16 protein-coding genes and 2 pseudogenes are annotated in these 20,165 nt (G+C 60.8%); 10 read left to right on the top strand and 8 right to left on the bottom strand.

From position 1 onward, the window contains the following. Window positions 1-7 precede the first annotated feature (7 nt). Window positions 8-1,204: a porin gene (locus LY284_RS16335; protein ID WP_309243199.1), complete on the bottom strand. Its 1,197-nt coding sequence runs from the start codon at window positions 1,202-1,204 to the stop codon at window positions 8-10. Window positions 1,205-1,462: 258 nt separating this feature from the next. On the opposite strand from LY284_RS16335, the gene LY284_RS16330 reads away from it, so the two are divergent. After that, window positions 1,463-1,834 (top strand): YciI family protein, encoded by a 372-nt coding sequence (locus LY284_RS16330; RefSeq protein WP_045453152.1) that lies wholly within the window; start codon window positions 1,463-1,465, stop codon window positions 1,832-1,834. 238 nt (window positions 1,835-2,072) lie between these two features. On the opposite strand, the gene LY284_RS39245 is transcribed toward LY284_RS16330, so the two are convergent. Next, window positions 2,073-2,510 (bottom strand): amidohydrolase family protein, encoded by a 438-nt coding sequence (locus tag LY284_RS39245; protein ID WP_375294285.1) that lies wholly within the window; start codon window positions 2,508-2,510, stop codon window positions 2,073-2,075. Window positions 2,511-2,804: 294 nt separating this feature from the next. Between LY284_RS39245 and LY284_RS16325 the strand changes: the two genes are divergently transcribed. The 6 genes and pseudogenes from LY284_RS16325 (at window position 2,805) to LY284_RS16300 (ending at window position 11,959) form a co-directional block, all read left to right on the top strand. Then, window positions 2,805-3,548: a GntR family transcriptional regulator gene (locus tag LY284_RS16325; protein ID WP_045453150.1), complete on the top strand. Its 744-nt coding sequence runs from the start codon at window positions 2,805-2,807 to the stop codon at window positions 3,546-3,548. A gap of 284 nt (window positions 3,549-3,832) precedes the next feature. Then, entirely contained in the window at window positions 3,833-5,137 is a 1,305-nt protein-coding gene (locus LY284_RS16320; protein WP_045453148.1) for an MFS transporter, read from the top strand. A gap of 569 nt (window positions 5,138-5,706) precedes the next feature. Next, complete coding sequence (locus LY284_RS16315) at window positions 5,707-7,005, top strand: ATP-grasp domain-containing protein (RefSeq protein WP_045453145.1); 1,299 nt, start codon at window positions 5,707-5,709, stop codon at window positions 7,003-7,005. Window positions 7,006-7,015: 10 nt separating this feature from the next. Continuing rightward, the gene (locus tag LY284_RS16310; RefSeq protein WP_233387281.1) at window positions 7,016-9,715 is read left to right on the top strand and encodes a CoA-binding protein; all 2,700 of its coding nucleotides are present in this window, start codon (window positions 7,016-7,018) and stop codon (window positions 9,713-9,715) included. 138 nt (window positions 9,716-9,853) lie between these two features. Continuing rightward, window positions 9,854-11,142: pseudogene (locus LY284_RS16305) on the top strand (MFS transporter). A gap of 221 nt (window positions 11,143-11,363) precedes the next feature. Continuing rightward, window positions 11,364-11,959: pseudogene (locus tag LY284_RS16300) on the top strand (substrate-binding domain-containing protein). A gap of 559 nt (window positions 11,960-12,518) precedes the next feature. Here LY284_RS16300 and LY284_RS16290 read toward each other — a convergent pair. Both LY284_RS16290 and LY284_RS16285 read right to left on the bottom strand, forming a co-directional pair. Further along, on the bottom strand, window positions 12,519-13,337 hold the full coding sequence (locus LY284_RS16290; RefSeq protein WP_233387280.1) for a sulfite exporter TauE/SafE family protein: 819 nt from the start codon (window positions 13,335-13,337) through the stop codon (window positions 12,519-12,521). Between the two features lie 445 nt (window positions 13,338-13,782). After that, complete coding sequence (locus LY284_RS16285) at window positions 13,783-14,697, bottom strand: LysR family transcriptional regulator (RefSeq protein ID WP_233387279.1); 915 nt, start codon at window positions 14,695-14,697, stop codon at window positions 13,783-13,785. Between the two features lie 97 nt (window positions 14,698-14,794). Here LY284_RS16285 and LY284_RS16280 point away from each other — a divergent pair, with 97 nt between their 5' ends. Continuing rightward, window positions 14,795-15,862, top strand: coding sequence for an SDR family oxidoreductase (locus LY284_RS16280; protein ID WP_233387278.1), 1,068 nt, complete (start codon window positions 14,795-14,797; stop codon window positions 15,860-15,862). 32 nt (window positions 15,863-15,894) lie between these two features. On the opposite strand, the gene LY284_RS16275 is transcribed toward LY284_RS16280, so the two are convergent. From LY284_RS16275 to LY284_RS16260, 4 genes are all read right to left on the bottom strand, one after another. Then, entirely contained in the window at window positions 15,895-16,083 is a 189-nt protein-coding gene (locus tag LY284_RS16275) for a hypothetical protein (RefSeq protein ID WP_233387277.1), read from the bottom strand. A gap of 98 nt (window positions 16,084-16,181) precedes the next feature. Next, the gene (locus LY284_RS16270; RefSeq protein ID WP_053568942.1) at window positions 16,182-17,426 is read right to left on the bottom strand and encodes an MFS transporter; all 1,245 of its coding nucleotides are present in this window, start codon (window positions 17,424-17,426) and stop codon (window positions 16,182-16,184) included. A 44-nt stretch (window positions 17,427-17,470) separates the two neighbouring features. Next, window positions 17,471-18,361: an autotransporter domain-containing protein gene (locus LY284_RS16265; RefSeq protein ID WP_233387276.1), complete on the bottom strand. Its 891-nt coding sequence runs from the start codon at window positions 18,359-18,361 to the stop codon at window positions 17,471-17,473. Between the two features lie 99 nt (window positions 18,362-18,460). Then, the gene (locus LY284_RS16260; RefSeq protein ID WP_233387275.1) at window positions 18,461-18,820 is read right to left on the bottom strand and encodes a hypothetical protein; all 360 of its coding nucleotides are present in this window, start codon (window positions 18,818-18,820) and stop codon (window positions 18,461-18,463) included. Between LY284_RS16260 and LY284_RS16255 the strand changes: the two genes are divergently transcribed. Beyond that, window positions 18,819-19,256 (top strand): nucleoside deaminase, encoded by a 438-nt coding sequence (locus tag LY284_RS16255; RefSeq protein ID WP_233387274.1) that lies wholly within the window; start codon window positions 18,819-18,821, stop codon window positions 19,254-19,256. The two genes, LY284_RS16260 and LY284_RS16255, sit on opposite strands and share 2 nt — an antisense overlap. A 378-nt stretch (window positions 19,257-19,634) precedes the next feature. After that, on the top strand, window positions 19,635-20,054 hold the full coding sequence (locus LY284_RS16250) for a methyl-accepting chemotaxis protein (protein ID WP_309243198.1): 420 nt from the start codon (window positions 19,635-19,637) through the stop codon (window positions 20,052-20,054). The last annotated feature ends 111 nt before the right edge of the window (window positions 20,055-20,165 follow it).

The following is a 20,165-nucleotide window of genomic DNA, read 5'->3' as shown; positions in this document are numbered from 1 at the left end:
TGAAATATCAGAACTTGTGCCGAATCGCCACGCGCGCCATCACCTGCCGATTCGTCGATGACGGCCCCGCCGTATCCGGATTCGATGCCACTTCGAGTCCCGTGCCCGCCGCCGCGCCCGCATCGGCGACCTGAATGTAGGCGGCCTGCGCGTAGACGTCCGTTCGCTTGGAGAGCAGGTAATCGGCCATCAGCCCGAACTGGTGATACTTCGGTTTCGCGCTCTGACCCGTGCTGCCCGCGTAAGTCATCTGCGTGTACGTGTACATGCCGCCTACAAAGAACGCCGGCGTGAACTGATAAAGCGCGTTGACTTCAAAATTGTTGAAACGCAGATCGGAGGCGGTGCCAAGCGCCGCATTTGCCGCCAGATTCGCGTACTGCGTGCCGGTGGGCTGCGCGAGATCGGTGCGCGTGTAGGCGAAGCCGAGCGTCGTCTTGCCGATCGTATAGTTGATGCCCGCGCCATAGATGCGCTGACGGCGTGCCGTCCAACTGCCGTCGCCACTGCCGTTCGGCCCGATCGATACCGCGCCCGACGTGTTCGCATTGGGATTGTCGATGTCGAGATAGGCCGCCGCCACGGTGAGCGGGCCGCTAGTGTATTGCGCGCCAGCGCTCACCGCGCGATTGAGGCCGAAATTCGTGTCGTTGCTGAACGCGTACATGCCGCCGAAAGAAAACCCGTGATAGTCGATGCTCGCGTACTTCACGGCGTTGCTCAGACGGAACGTATCGTCGGTATTGTCGTTGTCGTAGGGATGCGAGAACATGCCGCCGCCCCAGCTTCCGTTCGCCGTGAGCGAGGTCAGATAATCCGTCACCGAATCGTATTGACGCCCGAACGTGAGCGTGCCGTACTGAGTGCTCGACACACCGACATAAGCCTGCCGTCCGAACTCTCGGCCCTGCTGGCCCAGCCGTCCGTTATTGACGTTGAAGCCCGATTCGAGTTTGAAAATCGCTGCGAGGCCGCCGCCCAGGTCTTCAGATCCACGCAGCCCCCAGCGGCTGCCCTGCACGTCGCCACTCGACATCGCGTAGAGCGGATGTCCGCCGACGTTGTTCGTATAGTTGAAACCTTCATCGATCAGCCCGAACAACGTGACGCTACTCTGCGCGTGCGCCGCGCCCGTCGCCATGGCGGACACGCCTGCCGCCAGCACCCACTTCTTCATCGCGATCTCCATGTCATCAATGTACATCGTTGTTATTTCGTCATCCTTATAGATAGAAATGACGAGACGATTCCTGCGCTGGATGAGAGTCTTCGGATTACCCTGACCCTCGTGTTAGTCCTTATTGTTCTCCACACCGGCAAGCGCTGCTGGCGACAACGCAGAACGTGAGCGGCCCCGAAGCGGACAGGGTGGTGAAACCTGCTACAACCTCTCCAAGAACAGTGTCGATTTCCGATCACTCGGTTCGTCGTCAGTAAGTCCGCAGCCAACAAAGGATCTCCCATGAAATTTCTAGGCCTGGCCTACTTCACCCCAGAAAAAATGGCCGCGATGGCGCCAGACGACGTCAGGGAACTGGTGAGCCAATGCCCGGCGCTGGACGAAAGAATGCGCGCTACCGGTAAGGTTCTGGTTTCCGCATCGCTTGGCGATCTAGACAAATGGAGAACGCTTCGTCCAAGCGGCGGCAAAACGCACGTCACTGATGGGCCTTACGCCGAGTCGAAGGAAGTCGTGGGCGGCCTGTTCATCATCGAGGCGGATACCCGTGACGAGGCGTTGCGCATTGCGTCCATGCATCCGGCCGCCACGCTTGGCGAAGAAAGTGGATGGGCCGTCGAGCTCATTCCCATGGATTCGTACCTGGCCCGATGAGCGCGTGGGGACAACTGTTTCGACAATCCGTTGGCGCTCATTTTTACAAACGCCTGTACGGCTTCATGCCTCATCGCGGCCATATCTGCTTAGACCCGTGCCAGGCCCGACGATGCGTTCGGCGTAACCATGCCGACGGGCGTCCACGACGCGGACCCCGCCGTGGGCTGTGCCCGCGCCGGGGCGAGACTCCCTCGCTCCCACGACGCTCGATCCGGGTCGCCGGTCACGGCGACAATCAGGTGACATAGCGAAGCAACATACCGACCTGCGTGGCTACCCCATAAGGTGCGAGAAAGGGAGTCCGCTGCCGAAGCGCTGCGAGGCGCTTGGTTGATGTCGAATCGACAATGTCCTGTAACACCGAGACCGCTCGAGCGCAGTCAGTCGTATGTTCGAACTGGGTGCTTGGCCATTCACTACCCCACATTAGGCGCGCTGGTCCGTAAGCGCGGAGCAACTGTTCGGTTGCCTCACGGAGGAAGGACGTGCCCGGCTCCGCGCAGCGATAGGCGCCTGAAATCTTTACCCACACCCGACCGGATGCGCCGAATGCGAGCAGTTCGTTAAATCCAAGGTCGCTCGTTCCCTTGTCAGGAGCCGGCCTTCCAAAGTGGTCCACAACCACGGGCAAGCCTTGGTCGAGAAGCGGCTCGATAAGTGCCAGCGCACGCATGTCTGTGCAAATCGACATGCAATCGAAATAGCGCAAGTCGTCTGCCAAACGTGGTCCAAACTGACGAACGCAAATCTGGAAGCGGCCGCCCTATCAGATTGAGCCTGATGCCGGTCGCACCGCTTCTGACGAGGCGCATACCGAGCGAACATCGTTGCCCTCATCGGTACATATATTCATATATATGAATATATCTCGACAGTTTAGGCTTGTGCGGCTGGGTGTCTGTCGGGATTATCCCTCGGAGACGACAGTGCTACAGTAGAAATAGAGTTGTGTATATCTATATGACCTATGGACATCGTCACTTTCCCCACTAACGCAGACCTGCGGCTGCCGCGCTACCAACTTATCCGCGACGATATCGTACGCCGTATCGCCGATGGACAATGGGCACCCGAGCAGGCGATACCGACCGAGGCGGACCTCTGTCAGGCCTACGAGGTGTCCATCGGCACCCTGCGCAAAGCCATCGATTTGTTGGTGGCTGATGGCGTTCTGACCCGCACGCAGGGCAAAGGGACTTTCGTCCGCCGGCCGCGCTTTGACTCTTCCTTGTTCCGATTTTTTCGCTTCAAATCAGCGGACGGCAAGTCAGTCCAGCCGACGGGAAAGGTGTTGGGACGTACTGTTCTGAAACCAAGCGAAGCGATTCGCGCGGCACTGCAAATGAAGAGCAGCGAAAAGTGCATCCGCCTCTCTCGCGTTCGTCTCATCGATTCCGAGCCAGTCCTTCGGGAAGAAATCTGGCTTGCTCGCCATCGCTTCGAAGCGTTGACTACCCTCCCGCTCGACGAGTTCGGGGATTTGATGTATCCGCTTTATGAACGCACGTGCCGACAAATAGTGGCTTCAGCCACGGAGACGCTCACTGTTGAGCAAGCGACCGAGGAGGACGCGGCTGCGCTGCGCGTCGATCTCGGCAGCGCGGTCATCCAGGTTCAGCGAATCGCTGCCGACTTTGCGGGAACACCGATCGAATGGCGGACGACCCGAGGCGCTGCGGCTGGTTTTCAATATCAAGTCGACATTCGCTAAACATCCAGCTTTCGCGTTCGTCTTCTGACGGCGCTTTCTCCCCCGTCCTAGCGAAGCCCGCATCATCGCGCGCTGGTTATCCCGAGGCTAATTCGCACCGAATCACTGTCGTCGCATCCGAACAGTGAGCCGGCGCGCGACCGCTCGCGTCCGGGTAATACCCCATGGAACGGCGAAGTCATTCAGAGATATAAAGATATATATGTTTATATCTTACGTCCTAGCTTGATCTGCCGCAGATTGTCATTGTGGGCGGAGCGGCAGGCGTTCTCCCTGGAGGGACCATGGACACGACTCCGATTTCTGAACAGCATGTCATGCGAAAAATGGCATGGCGCCTCATGCCGTTGCTCATTGTGATGTTTCTCATCGCATTCATCGATCGCCAGAACGTTGGTTTTGCCAAATTGGAGATGGTGCAGGCGCTGGGCATGACTGAGGCCGCTTACGGCTTTGGTGCATCCTTGTTTTTTATCGGATACCTGTTGTTCGAAGTTCCCAGTACGCTTGCTCTTCATCGCTTCGGCGCTCGTACCTGGCTGGCGCGAATCATGGTCACCTGGGGAATCATCACCGTTTTGCTGGCGTTTACGAAGTCTCTTCCGCTGTTCTACTTCTATCGTTTTGCGCTCGGTGTCGCTGAGGCGGGCTTCTATCCCGGCGTCATCTACTACCTTACACAATGGTTTCCACAGAGCTACCGGACTCGCGTGCTCGGATTCTTCACGCTCGGCAGTGCCCTGGCAAATATGCTCGGGTCTCTGGTTGGCGGGCTTCTGCTCTCCCTCGGTGGGACGTGGGGACTCGATGGCTGGCAGTGGGTTTTCATTGCGACCGGCGCTCCGGCGATCATTGTTGCCTTCGTCGCCTTGAAGTACCTGCCGAATTCCGTGCGGGTTGCTCCGTTCCTTTCACAGGCGGAAAAAGACGTGGTGCAAGCGGCCTTTCTGAGGGAAGCCTCTCCGGAGGCAAAGGCGTCGCACCCATGGGCTGCATTCATCGACCCCAAGGTCCTCATGTTCGCCGCGACTTACATGTTGATGTCGACGTCGCTGTATGGCGTGACCTACTGGATGCCAACGCTCGTGAAAAGCTACGGCGTCTCAGCCACCGTCAATGGACTGCTTAACATGATTCCTTGGGCGCTCGCTGCCCTGCTCTTGCTCTGGCTGCCAGGGAAGCTGAAACGTGAACGTATTGTACTGCGCGCAATGACCGTCGTTGCAGGCATCGGAGTCGTCTGCTTTGCATCGAGTTTGGTTTTGCCCACCACGTCTCTACGCTTCATCGCGCTTTGCTTGGGCGGGGCGTGCATTCCGTTGTTATACCCGTGCTTTTGGTCGCTCCCGCCGCGTTTCTTCACTGGCGCTCGCGCGGCAGCCAGTGTTGCAGCGATCAACTGCATCGGCAATCTCGGCGGGTTCTTTGGCCAGAACCTGATGCCGTATGTCGGTAAGGTGACTCAAAGCCACGCTGCTCCGATGCTCGTTCCTACTGCGTGCCTGTTGGTACTCGCGATAGGCACGGCCATAGCGCGGTCCATCGGCGCTCGTCGACAGGCGGCAGCGGCGCCTACGGTTCAGGTTTGAACCGGTAGACCACTCGCACGGCAATCAAGATGCCAGTGAAAGTCTGAGCAGCAGATCGCTTATGCGCCTTCGCTCATCGCGGAGGCCGGAAGCGGCGTCGGAGGCGTGAGCCGCGGCCTCCCACCCATCTGTTTTAGCCGGTCCGATTGAGGGCCGCAGCGGCGATGTCATATTTCGTCCGCCTGCATTGATAACAGTCGCGCATCAATGCCTCAAAAAAATGCACTTATCGCGAAGGTCGTTTTGCGTGAGTATCTGACCTCAAGATGATCCCAGCAACATGGGAACACAAACAAAACGCGTCGGAGACACGGTATGTACGACCTGAGGCGTGACTTGCGCAGCTAGCGCGTGTTGCCAGAAATTTCCCTCGCATGCGCTTATTGACCGCGCGGCGAGGTCCACTCAGTCCAAATGTCAGACCGCGTAACCCACGTGAGAGTCTACCGCGCTCGGACCCGCTGGCGCTTTGATCGCCGTTCACAGCTATCGCATTCGGATCAAGCGCTTGCAACACCCAACAGCGCCCGCACTACTTTCGCATTTCGTAAGTACCTCAGGAGACATCCATGCAAATTACCGGTATGTTGCACGGCTCGCGCTTGTTGCAGTTCGTCGGTTTTCCGGCGAGCGAAATCCTCGGGCCCAGTGCCAGCGAAGAGGAAATCAAAACCTTGATCGACCGTCATCGTCAGGTCTTCATTAAGCCAGTTTTTAAAGGCGGCGTTGGAAAGAAGGGAAAAGCAGGTCTCCTCGGCCGCGCCACCGATCTCAAGACCGCGTTAGCAGAGAAGGAACGTCTGTACTTCGCCGAGCACACCGTTGGTCATATCAAGGCGAAGGCGAATGGCGTGACGTTCGAAGCCGGTGTGCCAGCGAAGCACGAAGTGTATTTCTCGATCACCGATTCCACCCGCTTTCGCGCACCAACCATGACGCTCTCGCACATGGGCGGCATGGACATCGAAGAGGTGGATCCGAAGCACGTCGCCATGGTGCCTTTCGATGCATTGACGGGGCTGAAGGCGTTTGTCGTGGCCAACGCGCTCTCCGAGATCGGCGCGCCGAAGGAGATCATTTCGCCGCTCGTTCAGCAGCTGCCGAAGCTCTGGGAACTGTTCCACGACTTCGGCATGACCACGCTCGAGCTCAATCCGATCCGGATGCGCGAAGACAAAAACGGGCGGCTCACGCCAGTCGCGTGTGACTTCAAGTGCGGCTTCGATCGCGATGATCCCCGCTGGGCGCGTCTTGGTCTGCCGCCGCACCTGTTTGCCGCTGACTACTCCGACTTCGAACAGGAGATCAATCAGTTGCGCACGCACCAGGGGCAAAGCGACGTCTACGTGATCAACGAGATGGGAACGATACTGGCGCCCACCTTCGGCGGCGGGGCCAATTCGCTTGTCACCGAGATGCTTGGGGACGCCGCGATCATCTCGTCGGATTTCGGCGGCAATCCGCCTTACGCAAAGATGAAGGAAGTGGCCCGCATCTGCTTCAGGCACTGGCTCAAACAGTCGAACGTGTTGTTCATCATCGGCGGCAAGTCGAACAACACCGATATCTTCGAGACGCTGCGCGCGATGGCTGACGCCCTTCGCGAACACTTCAGCGAGCATGGCCCGACGCCCCTCTATGTCGTGCTCGGCCGCGGAGGTCCGAATCTCGTGCGCGGCATGTCCGCACTCAGGGACACCTGCGACTCGCTCGGTCTGCCCTACCGGCTCTTTGGATTCGACTCCGATATCAGCGAAGTGATTCAGTACGCCCGCCAGGCGGACGCGTGGATGCGCGCGGGCGGCCGGGCCGAGATTGCCGCGCGGATCGGCGCGAGCGCAATGGAAGCCGAAGCGAACCCGGCCTGAGGAGATGGACATGCACAAGCAAGGCAATAGCCCCTTCAAGTATTTCGTCGGCATCAACTCACTCGCGCAGATCGCCACGCGCGACGACCGCGTCTGCGTGCTCAACGTTCTGGGCGGTGAATCCTCGGACGTGACACCCGTCAGCCACGCGTTTTCCGGCGGCAACGTCGTGTTTGGCACAGCGCCGGGCAAAGGCGGTCAAATGCTCGCGACGCCCGCCGGCGATGTGCCCGTGTACAACAACGTTCGCGAAGGTCTTGAGGCAGGACACCGGTTCAACTGCGGCGTCGTCTATCTGCCGCCGTCGGCCGCGCGCGACGGCGTCGCGGAGCTGATTCGCGTGAATCCCGATTTGCGCAAGATCTTCATCATCACCGAGAAGATCGCGGTTCACGATGCCCGCGAAATCCGCGCGATGGGGCAGCAAGCCGGCATCGACATCTTCGGCGCGAACGGTCTCGGCGTCGCGGATTCGTGGAATCGGGTGAGAATCGGCGGAGCGCTCGGCGGCGACAATCCAGACGATTCGCTGCGCGCAGGATCGATTGCGATCTTCTCCAATTCCGGCGGCTTCAGCACGACGATCGCGCAGTACCTGCGCATGAGCGGCTGGGGCACCTCGACGGTTATTTCAAGCGGCAAGGACGTCTATATCCATTACGCCGCGCCGGAATTCGCCTTCGCCCTCGCCAACGATGCGCGTAGCAAGGCGGCGGTGCTTTATTGCGAACCGGGCGGCTACTACGAGGCCGACGCACAGTTCAGCAAGCCGGTGGTCGCGTGTGTAGTGGGACGCTGGAAGAGCCGACTGACGCGCGCGGTCGGCCACGCCGGTGCGATGGCCGGCGGCTCCGACGACGCGCAAGCCAAGGAACGCTGGTTCATGGAGAAATTCGGCGTGGACCGGCTCTTCACGCCCGACGATCCGTGCTGCTCGGCCAAAGGGGCGGTCGTCACGAACATCGCGCATATTCCGGCGGCGCTGACGGCCGTGATGCGCGCCAACGCAACGATGCCCGACTTCGAGCCTGAAGGCAGTCTCGCGCTCAAACCGTGGTTCGGCTCCGACCAGGGCATCGAACTTCCGTCGGCCCTCGCTATTCCCGTGGTAAGTGCCGTCGCCCCCTATGACGAACAGGTCTCGCAGGTCAATCGCCAGGTTGGTGCGGTTGCCCCTCGTCAGACGCTCAAGGACGCCTCAGGAGCGTCGCAGATGGATGCGAAGACGCAGGTGAGCAGCCTGCACGGCACCTCAATGCTGGAGGCCGCGACGCGCTCGCTCGAAGCGAATGTGAGCCTTGCGCTGCTGCACGAATTCGGCGGCGAGAACGACGAAAAGCTCATCAACGTGGCAATTGGCGCATCGGTCAATCTTCACGGCATGCCGGAACTCGCTGCGGCGCAAGCCGCTCGCGAGGCCGGCAATGCGCCGAACGCGATTCTTGCGGCTGCGGCCTCCATCTGCGGGCCGAATCGTCAGCGCGCCGCGCGCGAAGCCGTCAAATGGCTGATTGACCGCTTCTCGGCGGCTGGCCTTGCCCGCGCGCACGACGAAGACTTCGATCTTGATCTCGTCGATGCGACCGGCAGTGAGGCGTTCTTCGCCGACGCCCGGGATCCGCGCGCCGAGGCCATGCTCGCCGGACTTGCGGCGCGCGGTGCAAGTTCGACTTTCGTTCGCTGGCTCACCTCACGGCCCGCTCACCCGAGCGCAGATGCGGTACTGGCCGCGATCACGACAACGCTGGCATGGGGCCCGCTCATGCGTAAGCGCATCTCACGCATCACCGCCGAAAGCCTGCCCTGGTGGAGCATGCTGATCGGAACGCTGATCGGGGCATCGGCCGACGCCTCGCGCCACGGCCCGGACGGCTTCAGCGGCTTCTCCTCTGCTGAAGTGCTGAACGAGCGCAGCGTAACCGAGCTCTGCTTCGCCGCCCTTCTCAATCTCAAACCAGGCCCTGAGGACCTGTTCACCTTCAAGACCCTCGCAGGCCTTCTGCTCACCAATGGTCCCGGCGCGATATCGGCACAAGGGGCAAAGGGCGCAGTGTCCGCGGATGGACCGGAATCGCCCGAGCGCGTGCAGCTCAATAAGGCGCTTGTCGGCTTTCTCTCGCATACGGGCTTCACGCACGGCGGCAATGGCTACGAAGGCATCGCGTTTCTGATCGACGCCTTCAAGGAAACCGCCTTGGACAATCCGTCCAGGCCGGACCACGCCATCGACCTGCGCGCGCTCGCCGAGCGATCCGTTGAACAGTATGCGCAGTACAAGGCACGACAGAAGAACGCGGGCAGCCTCGACATCGCCAAGCTTCCAGGCGTGAATCATCCGGTATTCAAGGACAGGCCGGTCAACCATGATCCGCGCGAGGTGTTCATCGCCGATTTGTGTGAGAAGCGCGGCGAGTACAACGTGTTCCATGCGTACTATCGCGAACTCGTGCAGGCACTGTTCGATGCCGGCGTGTCTCGGAACGTCTACTGCGTGAATGTCGATGCGATCATCGCCGCGCTGTTGCTGAAGATGCTCTGGCAGCCGTTGCGGCGCGGGGACCTGACCGAGTCCGATCTCGAAACGGCGGCGTTCACGATTTTCCTTTATCCCCGCATGCTGGGCTGCGCGGGGGAAATCGACGACCACCTCAACCGCGGTCGCAACATGGACACGCGCACGCCTGCCTCGCAGTGCCGCTTCGTGGCTTGATACCCGTGATGAAGGATTGATGTTCAAGGAACATCAATCCTTCCAAAAGTTGCAATTTTCGTTTTTCAGAATTCCGGCGACCATTAGGTACACAACAATACGCCGGGATGCCGTGCATCCCTATTCAGGAGACATTCGATGCACCCCTCCGCTCATACCGCGTCCTCCGGACAGTCGAAGAGTGCCGCCGTGCTGCGCGTCACGGCTGGCAACTTCCTGGAGCAGTTCGACTTCTTCCTGTTCGGCTTCTACGCGACTCAGATCGCCGCGGTGTTTTTCCCTGCGGCCAGTGAATTTGCTTCGCTGATGATGACGTTTGCCGTCTTCGGCGCGGGCTTCCTAATGCGGCCGCTTGGCGCGGTCATTCTGGGCGCGTATATCGACGATGTGGGCCGCCGCAAGGGTCTGATCGTGACGCTCTCGATCATGGCGAGCGGCACCATCCTGATCGCATTCGTGCCGGGCTACGCGACCATCGGCCTCTTCGCTCCGGCCCTCGTGCTGCTCGGCCGCCTGCTGCAGGGTTTCTCGGCGGGCGCGGAACTCGGTGGCGTGTCGGTGTATCTCGCGGAAATGGCGACGCCCGGCAAGAAAGGCTTCTTCACGAGCTGGCAATCGGCGAGCCAGCAGGTCGCCATCGTCGTTGCCGCGGCGCTCGGCTTCGCGCTCAATCAATGGCTCGACACGGCGGCCATCGCCGCGTGGGGATGGCGCGTGCCGTTCTTCGTCGGCTGCATGATCGTGCCGTTCATCTTCATTCTGCGGCGCAATCTCGAGGAAACGCAGGAGTTCAAAAAGCGTCAGCATCGGCCGACGATGGCCGAAGTCTTTCGCACGCTCGTACAAAACTGGAGCGTCGTGATCGCAGGCGTGATGCTGGTCGCCATGACCACCACCAGCTTCTATCTGATCACCGTGTATGCGCCGACCTTCGGCAAGACCGTTCTGCATCTGAGCACCGCCGACAGCCTCCTCGTCACGCTGTGCGTGGGCGTGTCGAACTTCATCTGGCTGCCGATCGGCGGGGCGCTATCGGACCGCATCGGGCGCTGCTGCTCTCGATGACGATTCTCGCGATCGTCACCGCCTATCCCGCGCTGTCGATGCTCGCGCACGCGCCGAGTTTCATCAATATGCTGCTCGTGCTGCTGTGGCTGTCGTTCATGTACGGCATGTACAACGGCGCGATGGTCGTCGCCCTGACGGAAGTGATGCCGGTCGAGGTGCGCGTGGCAGGCTTCTCGCTGGCATATAGTCTTGCCACGGCTGTCTTCGGCGGATTCACCCCGGCGATTTCGACGGCGCTCATCCACATGACAGGCGACAAAGCCGCGCCAGGCTATTGGATGAGCTTCGCAGCGGTTTGCGCGCTCGGTGCGACGCTCGCGCTCTACCGGCGCCGTCCGGCCGCGCTTCGATCCGCCTGATCCATCCATTTCCTCAACCTCACATCACGCGAGCGGATGAAATCCTTCCTTCTCAAGTTCTGCATCGCCGCGCTGCTTCCCGCCACACTGCCTGCACGAGCGTGCAAGCGGCCGGACTGCACGTCATGAGTTCGGGCGGATTCACCGCCGCCTATAAAGTGCTCGGACCCAGGTTCGCGGCAGCAACGGGCAACACGCTCGATACCGCACTGTGACCGTCTATGGGCAAATCGCCGGAAGCCATCCCGAACCGGCTCGAACGCGGCGAGCCTGCGGATGTGGTGATCATGGTCGGCTACGCGCTCGACGAGCTCATCAAGGAAGGCAAGGTCGTGCCCGGATCGCGCGTCGAGCTTGCGGACTTGCGTATCGGCGCGGTCGTGCGCGACGGCGCGCCGAAACCCTATATCGGTTCGGTCGATGGATTGAAGCAAACGCTGCTGCACGCGAAATCGATCGCCTACTCGACAGCGCAAGCGGCGTCTATATCGAGCGTGAGCTGTTCAAGCGGCTCGGCATCGAAGACCAGGTGAAGGTCAAGGCGAAAACGATCCCGAAGATTCCGGTGGCGTCGGTCGTCGCCAATGGCGATTACGAAGTGGGATTCCAGCAAGTCAGCGAACTTCGTCCGGTGAAGGGCGCCGCGTTCGTCGGCAAGATTCCGGAGTCGATGCAATCGGTCACACGCTTTGCCGCCGGCATTCCCGTCGGCGCGCAGCATCCGATCGAAGCGAAGGCGTGGCTCGACTATCTCGCGTCGCCCGAAGTCCAGCCGGTCGTCACGTCGACGGGACTCGATTCCGCTACGACGCACTGAGTGCAGCACAACGACTCAGCCCGGTAGGCCCGCGGGCTGATCGAGCGAGTCAACGGCGCGTGGCCCGACGCGCAATGCGCTGAGCTGACTCGCTCTGCCGCACGAACGCTGCCACATTGAAACAAAGATCACCGCGCAGGCATTGCTGATCACGCTCGTCAGGGCGCGCGCCTAGAACAAGCTTGCGGACAAGTTCGGTGCGTCCGCACTGTTCAGGTTTCTACACTGACTTAGTGTCTTTGGAGACACGCAACGTCAAGGACAGAGAGGGCAACGTCCTGCTTTCGCCGCCCGCACTGACGCCGCGGTTCCTCGCGTCCGCTGCGTTGTTCACAGTCGGATGCGGCGGAATGACGACGCGCCGAGTGGAAGTCAGTCGGCCACGGCGAGTTGCTTTGATCCTTCATCCGCGACGGTAACGTAGTGTCGTGGCTCCAAATTGAGAACACTTCACTGTTCGAGCGACCTCAAAAGCCGTCCCAGATCGCGGGGCTCGACACGGATGACCCGTTTGCCAGCAAAATAAAAGGGATTTCGAAGCAAGGAGAGCGGCTCAATTTCAATTTAACGCGTTGTCGCTGTAAGCATTTACCGCCGATATGACTCGTGCATCGATCCAGTGAAACGGCACGGCGAGATGAATCAGCTCGGCGACGATGACGATCACCAATAACGCGACGATCCAGCGCCGCGACTTGTCGGAGATTGCGAGGCGCGCGCCCAACAGTCCTCCGATCAGACTGCCCGTCGCCATGATTCCGCCAATCGACCAATCGATGCTTTGATGCTGGACGAAGACCGCCATCGCCGCGGCGGTCGTCAGCAACGTCGCGAAATTCTTGATGACATTGGCTTCGACGAGCGTCAGCCCTGCTGCGAGCACGAGAACGAGCAGCATGTACGTGCCCGAGTCGAGCACGATGAAGCCCGTCCATATGCCTACGAGAAAGAGCAGCAACATCGTCTTGACGCCGAGTTCGACGTTGCCATCGCCGACTGCGCTCAGCAGGTTCTTCAGCTTCGTGAGGATCAGGATCAGCGCCAGCACCACGGCGGCCACGATGAATTTGCGCAAGTCATGGCCCGGAAGATGTTCGCTCGCCATCGCACCCAGCGCCGCACCCGCCGTGAGCGGCGCCGCTGCGATAAACGCGCGCCGCCACGGAATCGCTCCGTTTCGCGCGAGCCCTACAGTCGCGGCAATGGCGCCGACCAGCACAGGAATACGATTGGTCGCATTCGCGGCGGCCGCGTGAAGTCCGACCGACATGAGAATAGGCAGGGACACGGCCGATCCCGACGACGCAACGGTATTCAGAAAGCCGCACAGCAGTCCGGCAACGACAACGACGACGATGATTTCGGGCGTGAAGCTCATGACGGCTCCTTCATTGAGGAACCGCGAGCATGACCGTAGCGAGTGAGCTGAAAATTACGATGTGCGGATCATGGAAAGCCACAAGGCGATCTTGCCGCTCTGTCGAAAAGGCGCGCCGCGAGCGATTTTCGACCGTACGACACGAACAAGCCGAAAACGACAAGGCTACGTGAACGTTCGATTCTTTTTTAGCTGGTTTTTGCTGCGCTCTTCAACGACCCACGCATTTCATTGCAGTTCTCGCCGAATCCCGAGATACGAGGCGACGCTGGTACTTGCGACGGTCGAACCAGAAGCGTGAGTCTACAGAGCAGCCCCTTCGCAAGCGACTGGCTCCAGACTCCGCCCCGCGAACATAGGGAAGATACACTGAGGATCAAGGGAGCTGCGTTTGCGATCGAAATCATTTGAGCAAGAGTCCGATTGAGAGGTCGGACGATCTTGTTCATCGGACACGTAAATGCCCTTCGAGCATCTGTGCCAGCACATGGACCTTCGGCGTCAGTTGCCGCGCTACCGGCCACAACAAGCTGAGCGGCAAGCCATCAGTTGCGGCCTCACCAAGGATCGTGACGAGGTGGCCGGCCTTCAGATCATCCCGCACCAACCAGGTCGCGAGTTGCGCGATACCAAGTCCCGCCCGTACGAATGCAAGTTGTGCTTCGGCGTCGCCTGCCACGATGCGTGGACGCACGACGCATTGCACGACTTGCCCGTCCGCCGCAGCATACGACCACGGCGGCTGCGTGCCATCGGACCGTCCGTATACGACGCAGGCATGTTCCTGCAAGTCGTCGATCCTCCGCGGCATGCCGTTTTTCTCAAGATAGGCCGGCGCCGCGCAGAAGATCAGTCGTTCGCGGCCTAGAAAGCGCCGGCCGAGCGACGATGGCAGATCCGGCGGCCCGCCGATGCGCACGGCGAGATCGATGCCTTCTTCAGCCAAATCGACGAAGCGGTCTGCGAACAACAGATGCGGCCGCACGTCCGGATATTGCGCTGAAAAGCGCGACAGCACCGGCACGACGCACAGACGGCCGAAGGAGGCCGGCAACGCAACGCGCACGGTACCAACCGGCTCACGCTTTTGCGCGGCGAGAACGGCTTCCGCCTCCGCGAGCTCCGACAGAATGCGCGTGCAGGTTTCATGGAACGCACGCCCTGCGTCGGTGAGCGCGAGGCTGCGCGTCGTCCGCTCGAATAGCACAACGCCGAGCCGCCGTTCGAGCCGAGCAACGCTCTTGCTCACCGCCGAACTCGTAAGGTTCAGTCGTTCCGCAGCCGCCGTGAAGCCGCCCGCGTCGGCGGCGCAGACGAACGGAACAATACCTTTCAGGCGTTCGGTCGGAAATGCAGCCAATTGATGAAATATATTCGGTTGAATATAGAAATAGTATCCCAAATGAGAAATTCAGTCTGAAGTATCCTCGAGCAATGAACGAAACTCGGACTTACACATGAATCATCGAGCACTGATTGTCGGCGCCAGCGGCATTGTCGGACGAGCCTTAGCGGATCGTCTGCTGTCGGCCGGCTGGACCGTTTATGGACTATCGCGTGGACGTACGGCCGGCGTGCCGGGGTGCCGACTCATCGTCGCGGATCTCGCGTCGGCCGAATCTGTCGCGGCTGCGACGGCGAACGTCGACGTCAGCCATGTGTTTTTCACCGCTTGGGCGCGGCAGGCGAACGAGAAGGAGAACATCCGCGTCAACGGCGCGATGGTCCGCAACGTCCTCAATTCGTTGGGTCGGCGCTCGAAGCTCGAACATGCAGCGCTGGTTACCGGGCTGAAGCACTATCTCGGCCCGTTCGAGGCATACGCGTCCGGCACAGTTCCGGATACGCCTTTTCGGGAATCTCAGGGGCGTCAGCCGGTCGAGAATTTCTACTACGAGCAGGAAGATCGGCTCTTCGACGCCGCGGCGCGCGAAGGCTTTACTTGGAGCGTACATCGCCCGCACACGGTTATCGGCTTTGCGCCCGGCAACGCGATGAACATGGGGCAGACGCTCGCCATCTACGCGACGCTATGCCGACATACTGGCCAGCCTTTCGTCTTTCCTGGCTCCGCCGCACAGTGGAACGGCCTCACGGACATGACCGATGCACGCCTTCTTGCACGGCATATTGAATGGGCGTCGACGAGCGAAGCGGCGCGAAACGAAGATTTCAACGTAGTAAACGGCGACGTTTTTCGCTGGAAAACGATGTGGGGCCAACTGGCCGGTTATTTCGACATCGAAGCGGCACCATTCGACGACATTGTGCGACCACTCGAAGGTCGGATGCTGGACGCCGCGCATCAATGGCGCGATGTTGCCGCAAGGTACGGCCTGGTGGAGCCGGACATCGATCGGCTCGCGTCGTGGTGGCACACCGACGCCGATCTTGGCCGTCCAATGGAAGTCGTGACGGACATGACCAAGAGTCGTAAGGCCGGGTTCCTCGATTACCAAGGCACGCCAGATGCGTTCTTCGACCTGTTCGAGCGACTCAAGGCAGAACGTTTCATTCCCGGTTGAGGGGTAGCCAACGGCCGCTGTTCGGGGCGAATTCAACCGGTCGATGCAACACAACGGAAGGGGATGCGCCCTTGGCTTCGGACTTCCTCGATGAACAGGAGCAGATTCGCGGCGTTACGGCGCGAACGCGTAACCTGCGCTTGACGGCAGGTGCGCTCGATAAACGTCCGGCTCAGGGTCGCCACTTCCTTTGTTTGTGTCTTGTCGAGATAGGCGGTCATCTTGCTCATCCAAACGGCTGTTGATCTCGACGCCTACTCTAGGCCGCGACAATCAGCCAACAATTACGAGCCAGACGGCGAAAGAATCGACGCAGAGACTATGTCGCCGATCCGTCGCGGCACGTCCCCCGCCGAAAAGCCGGCGCAAAGCCGATCAGACCGGCGACGGGGCCGATTGCGAGCAGCCAGGTCGAATCGAGGCCGATGCGCTCGAACAGCGCAGTTGCGGCCGATATCGAAACGACCGTGAGCGCAAAGCCGATAGCGTTCTGGATCGCCAGCGCGCTTCCGACGAGCTCCGGCGGACAGGCATCGGCCGATAAGGCAGAAAATTGCGGAGAGTCGGCGATGACGGTTGCTCCCCACACGAGCAACAGGGTCAGGAGCCAGGGCGCGCTCGCGTCGCGCCACACGAGCGCGAACAGCACGCAACACGTACCCGATATTGCCAGCGCGCCCGCGGCCACACGCGCGCTGCCGAACCTCCGCGAAAGCACACCTCCCGCGAGACAGCCCGCTGAACCTGCCACGAAGATGAGAAACGCGAGACCCGAAGCGCCTCCGGCGTGACCGCTGATCGCCAGCGACGAATGTGCGACATAGAGCGGAACCAGTGTCCAGAACGCGTAGAGCTCCCACATGTGACCGAAGTAGCCCAACGCCGCGGCGCGAAAATCCGCGCGCCTGAACGTATCGAGAAGACCGGGGGATGACGAACCCTTGACCATCACGTGGCCATCGAGCGGGCCGCGCTCGTGCGTTCTGTCGCCGAGGACGAATATCAGCAAGGCCGCCAGCAGAGCCAGCACCGACGAAGCCCCGATGATCGCTTGCCAAGGCAGATTCGTTCCCATCGCCTTCAGTGCGTGCGGGAGTCCGGAGCCCAGCGTCAGCATGGCGACGAGCTGCGCGAGCGCCGGTCCGGTTTTCTCCGGCGCCCAGCTCACGACCAGCTTCATACCGATCGGATAGATGCCGGCCAGACACACACCGACAAGAAAGCGACATATCACGCCGGAAACGATGCCAGTCGCGAGCAGCGCGAACATCGCGTTGAAGAGCGCGCCGAAGATGGCGCTCCAGACGAAGATGGAACTCGCGCGAAAGCGGTCGGCATTTCCGCGCATGGACATCGCAAGCGTACCGAGAATGAACCCAACCTGCACGGCGCTGGTGAGCCAGCCGATATCGCCGGCGCTCGCGTGCCAGGCTCGCGTGATCCCCGACGCAGCGCCATTCGCGCTAAACCAGAGCGACGTGCCGAACAGTTGAGCAAGGGAAATCACAGCCACGGGCCCGATGCGTTCGGCGAGCAGTCGCCGCGCACCGCGGAATTCGGTCATCGCCACGGGGAACCTCCTGATCTTCTGGCCATCGGTCATGCCGCTCAAAACAGATAGTTCACGCGCAGGATGCCTTCGTTCGAGCTGTAGCCGCTGCCGAACTGGCCGCCGTACTCCAGCTTGAGTTCGGTGCGCTTCGATACGCTTAGATTCATGCCGACCTTCACCTTCGCGAGCGACGAAGGCGCCGATGCCACCGCCGAGAACGGCGCCACGCCCGGCGCACTGCCGACGAACTGCGCGTTCGCATCCCAGTAATTGCGGTTATGGAACACGCCGCCGACCGCGAGGTCCGGCCGCAACGTCATGCCGTTTGCAAACGTCCAGCGTCCGCCCACTTCTAGCATCGGCGACACCGACGGCGTCGTCGCATTGGCGCTGTTCACCGCGAGGTCGAGCGCGCCCGCACCCTGCTCCGTGTAGGCATTCGTATGCATATGGACGAGATGCACGTCGACATAGGGCTTCACATACGAGTCGTTCATCGGAAGGATGTAGGCGACGCGCGAGTGCAGGCCGGCTTCGTTCGCGTTGAACGCACCCTTGGCCTGTGCAACATAGCCCGGCAGCGTCACGTCGCGCGTCGAGTCGTACCCGCTAAGGCCACCGTCGACGCCGCCCGAGAACGTCCAGTTACCGACTTCCTTCTTCACGACGATATCCAGCGCGCACGCGCTCATGGTGGGGTCGTCGTGAGCGGCGAGAAGCAGCACCGGAGTCTGGTTTCCCGCAGCGCGGGATGACTTCAGAAAGTCGATCCCGCCAAGACGCGGAACCCACGGATTGAGCAGCACGACCGCGTGATAGGCGGACGCCATCGCGTCCAGACCTGACTTGCCATCGCGTACCCAGTCCACGCCATAGTCGGCTGCCCGCGACGCGCAGAGCAGGTTCTGACCAACATCGAGATCGTCTTCAACCAGCAGGACTCGCATATTTCCCTCTATGCATTGTCTTCAGCAGCCGGCTCGCTCGTCCGAGCGGGCCGAAACGGAAAACTCCGTTCATCGGGCTGCCTCCTGGATGAAGCTCCATCAGGTGGAGTCGGTCGGGCAGCAGTGGACCGCGTCGAACGCGAGGCGACGGGAGACCATCGCCATCACGCTGTGCCTTTGACACGAGCACTGCGCGTCGCTTTCTGATGCTTCGAAACGGAGTGTGCCGACTTCACGGGGGCAGGGAAAATACCGTCTTTCAATGGCGGCATACGCATCCGATATAGCGATCGATCTGCATTTTCGCGCTATCCGATACCGCGCCTCGCGGCCCTTCGGCATCGCGGTGACAAAGGCGTTGACAAACCGGCACATCGCGACGAACGTTAGTCGTCTTGCGTCCTTCAACCGCTTGCGGCTTGCCCACGACACGGCGCCGCCATGAAAATCCGACAGCATGCGGTTCGCGATCGAAGAAGCGAAGAAAAATCCGGCATACCCATTCGGCGCCGTCGTCGTGCACGAAGCATCGGGCGAAGTGCGCGGGCGAGGCGTCAACATGTCGATTGAGAACTCGATGTATCACGGCGAGGTCGTGGCCATGAACGATTGTGTTGCGAGGTACGGAAACCGCGGCTGGCAGGAGTGCACTCTCTATACGACGGGAGAGCCCTGTTCAATGTGTACCAGCGCGATGGTCTGGGCGGGCATTCCCCGCATCGTGTGGGCGAGTTCGATGAACACGATCAAGGCAGCCGGCATCAATCAGATCGAGCTTTCCGTGATCGAGGTAGTCGAGCGATCGAAATCGTTTTATCGGCCGGAGGCGCTCGTTGCCGGCGTGCAGGCGGCCGAAACAGATCGGATGTTTTTTCATCGCGAGAGAGACGGCTGATCCCTAAACCTGCGGTCATACCGTGCTCAGCGACGGAAGCGGGGTCAGTGAATTTCTGGTCGTTAAGTATTTATGATGGAAGCGGCCCGATGAACGCAACTGTCTCTAGCTACAGCGATAGCAGACCTGCAGATGACGTGCTCCTCTTGATCCCGAGTGACCGTTTGTGGCACATGACCGAAGTTCGCGGGTCAAGTGCTGCGCGACCTCGAGAACGCGGCGCGAACTCCAGCACCCGACCCTGCGCGGACGTTGTCTTTCTATGGCTGGCTGCCCTGGAGCAGACATCGGCGCAACATTCGACTGAGCGTCTCCCTGGTACCGACCCTACCGGAATGATCGAGACCGTCGCGTTCCAGACGAACATCCTCGCGCTGGATGCGGCCGTGGAAGCCGCGCACAGACGAAGAAGGCCGTGGCTTCGCCGTCGTCGCGGGCGAAGTCCGCGCGCTCGCACAGCGGGCGTCTGTCGCGGCGAAGGAGATCAAAGAACTGATCGTGGTCCCGTCCGGGAGAGTGCAGGCAGGCGCGGAACAGGCCGCGCTCGTCAACACCAACATGGAAGGCGTGAGCAAGGCGATCGGTCAGCTATCGGATGTCGTCGGCGAGATCAGCGCGGCATCAGATGAGCAGAGCAAGGGCGTCGCGCAGATCCATGAAGCGATCACGCAGATCGACGATGTGACACAACAGAATGCGGCGTTGGTCGAGCATGCGACGGCTGCTGCGCAGTCGTTGCGAGAGCAGGCCGGCAGAATGAAGCAGGCCGTCGGACTTTTTCCGTCGGCGGCAGCGTGACATCTTCGCTGCCGCGCCTACGGCCGCGTCGGTACGGAAGCCGGCACGACCGCTGGCGTTTCAGTTAAAAGCTGCATCGGCGAAAGCCCAGGTTCTTCCGGCAGCCACGCA

The sequence above is a fragment of the Caballeronia sp. PC1 genome (assembly GCF_021353155.1).
Lineage (GTDB): Bacteria > Pseudomonadota > Gammaproteobacteria > Burkholderiales > Burkholderiaceae > Caballeronia > Caballeronia cordobensis.
Note: the sequence above shows the minus strand (reverse complement) of the source record. Positions and strands in the feature narration are given on the sequence as shown.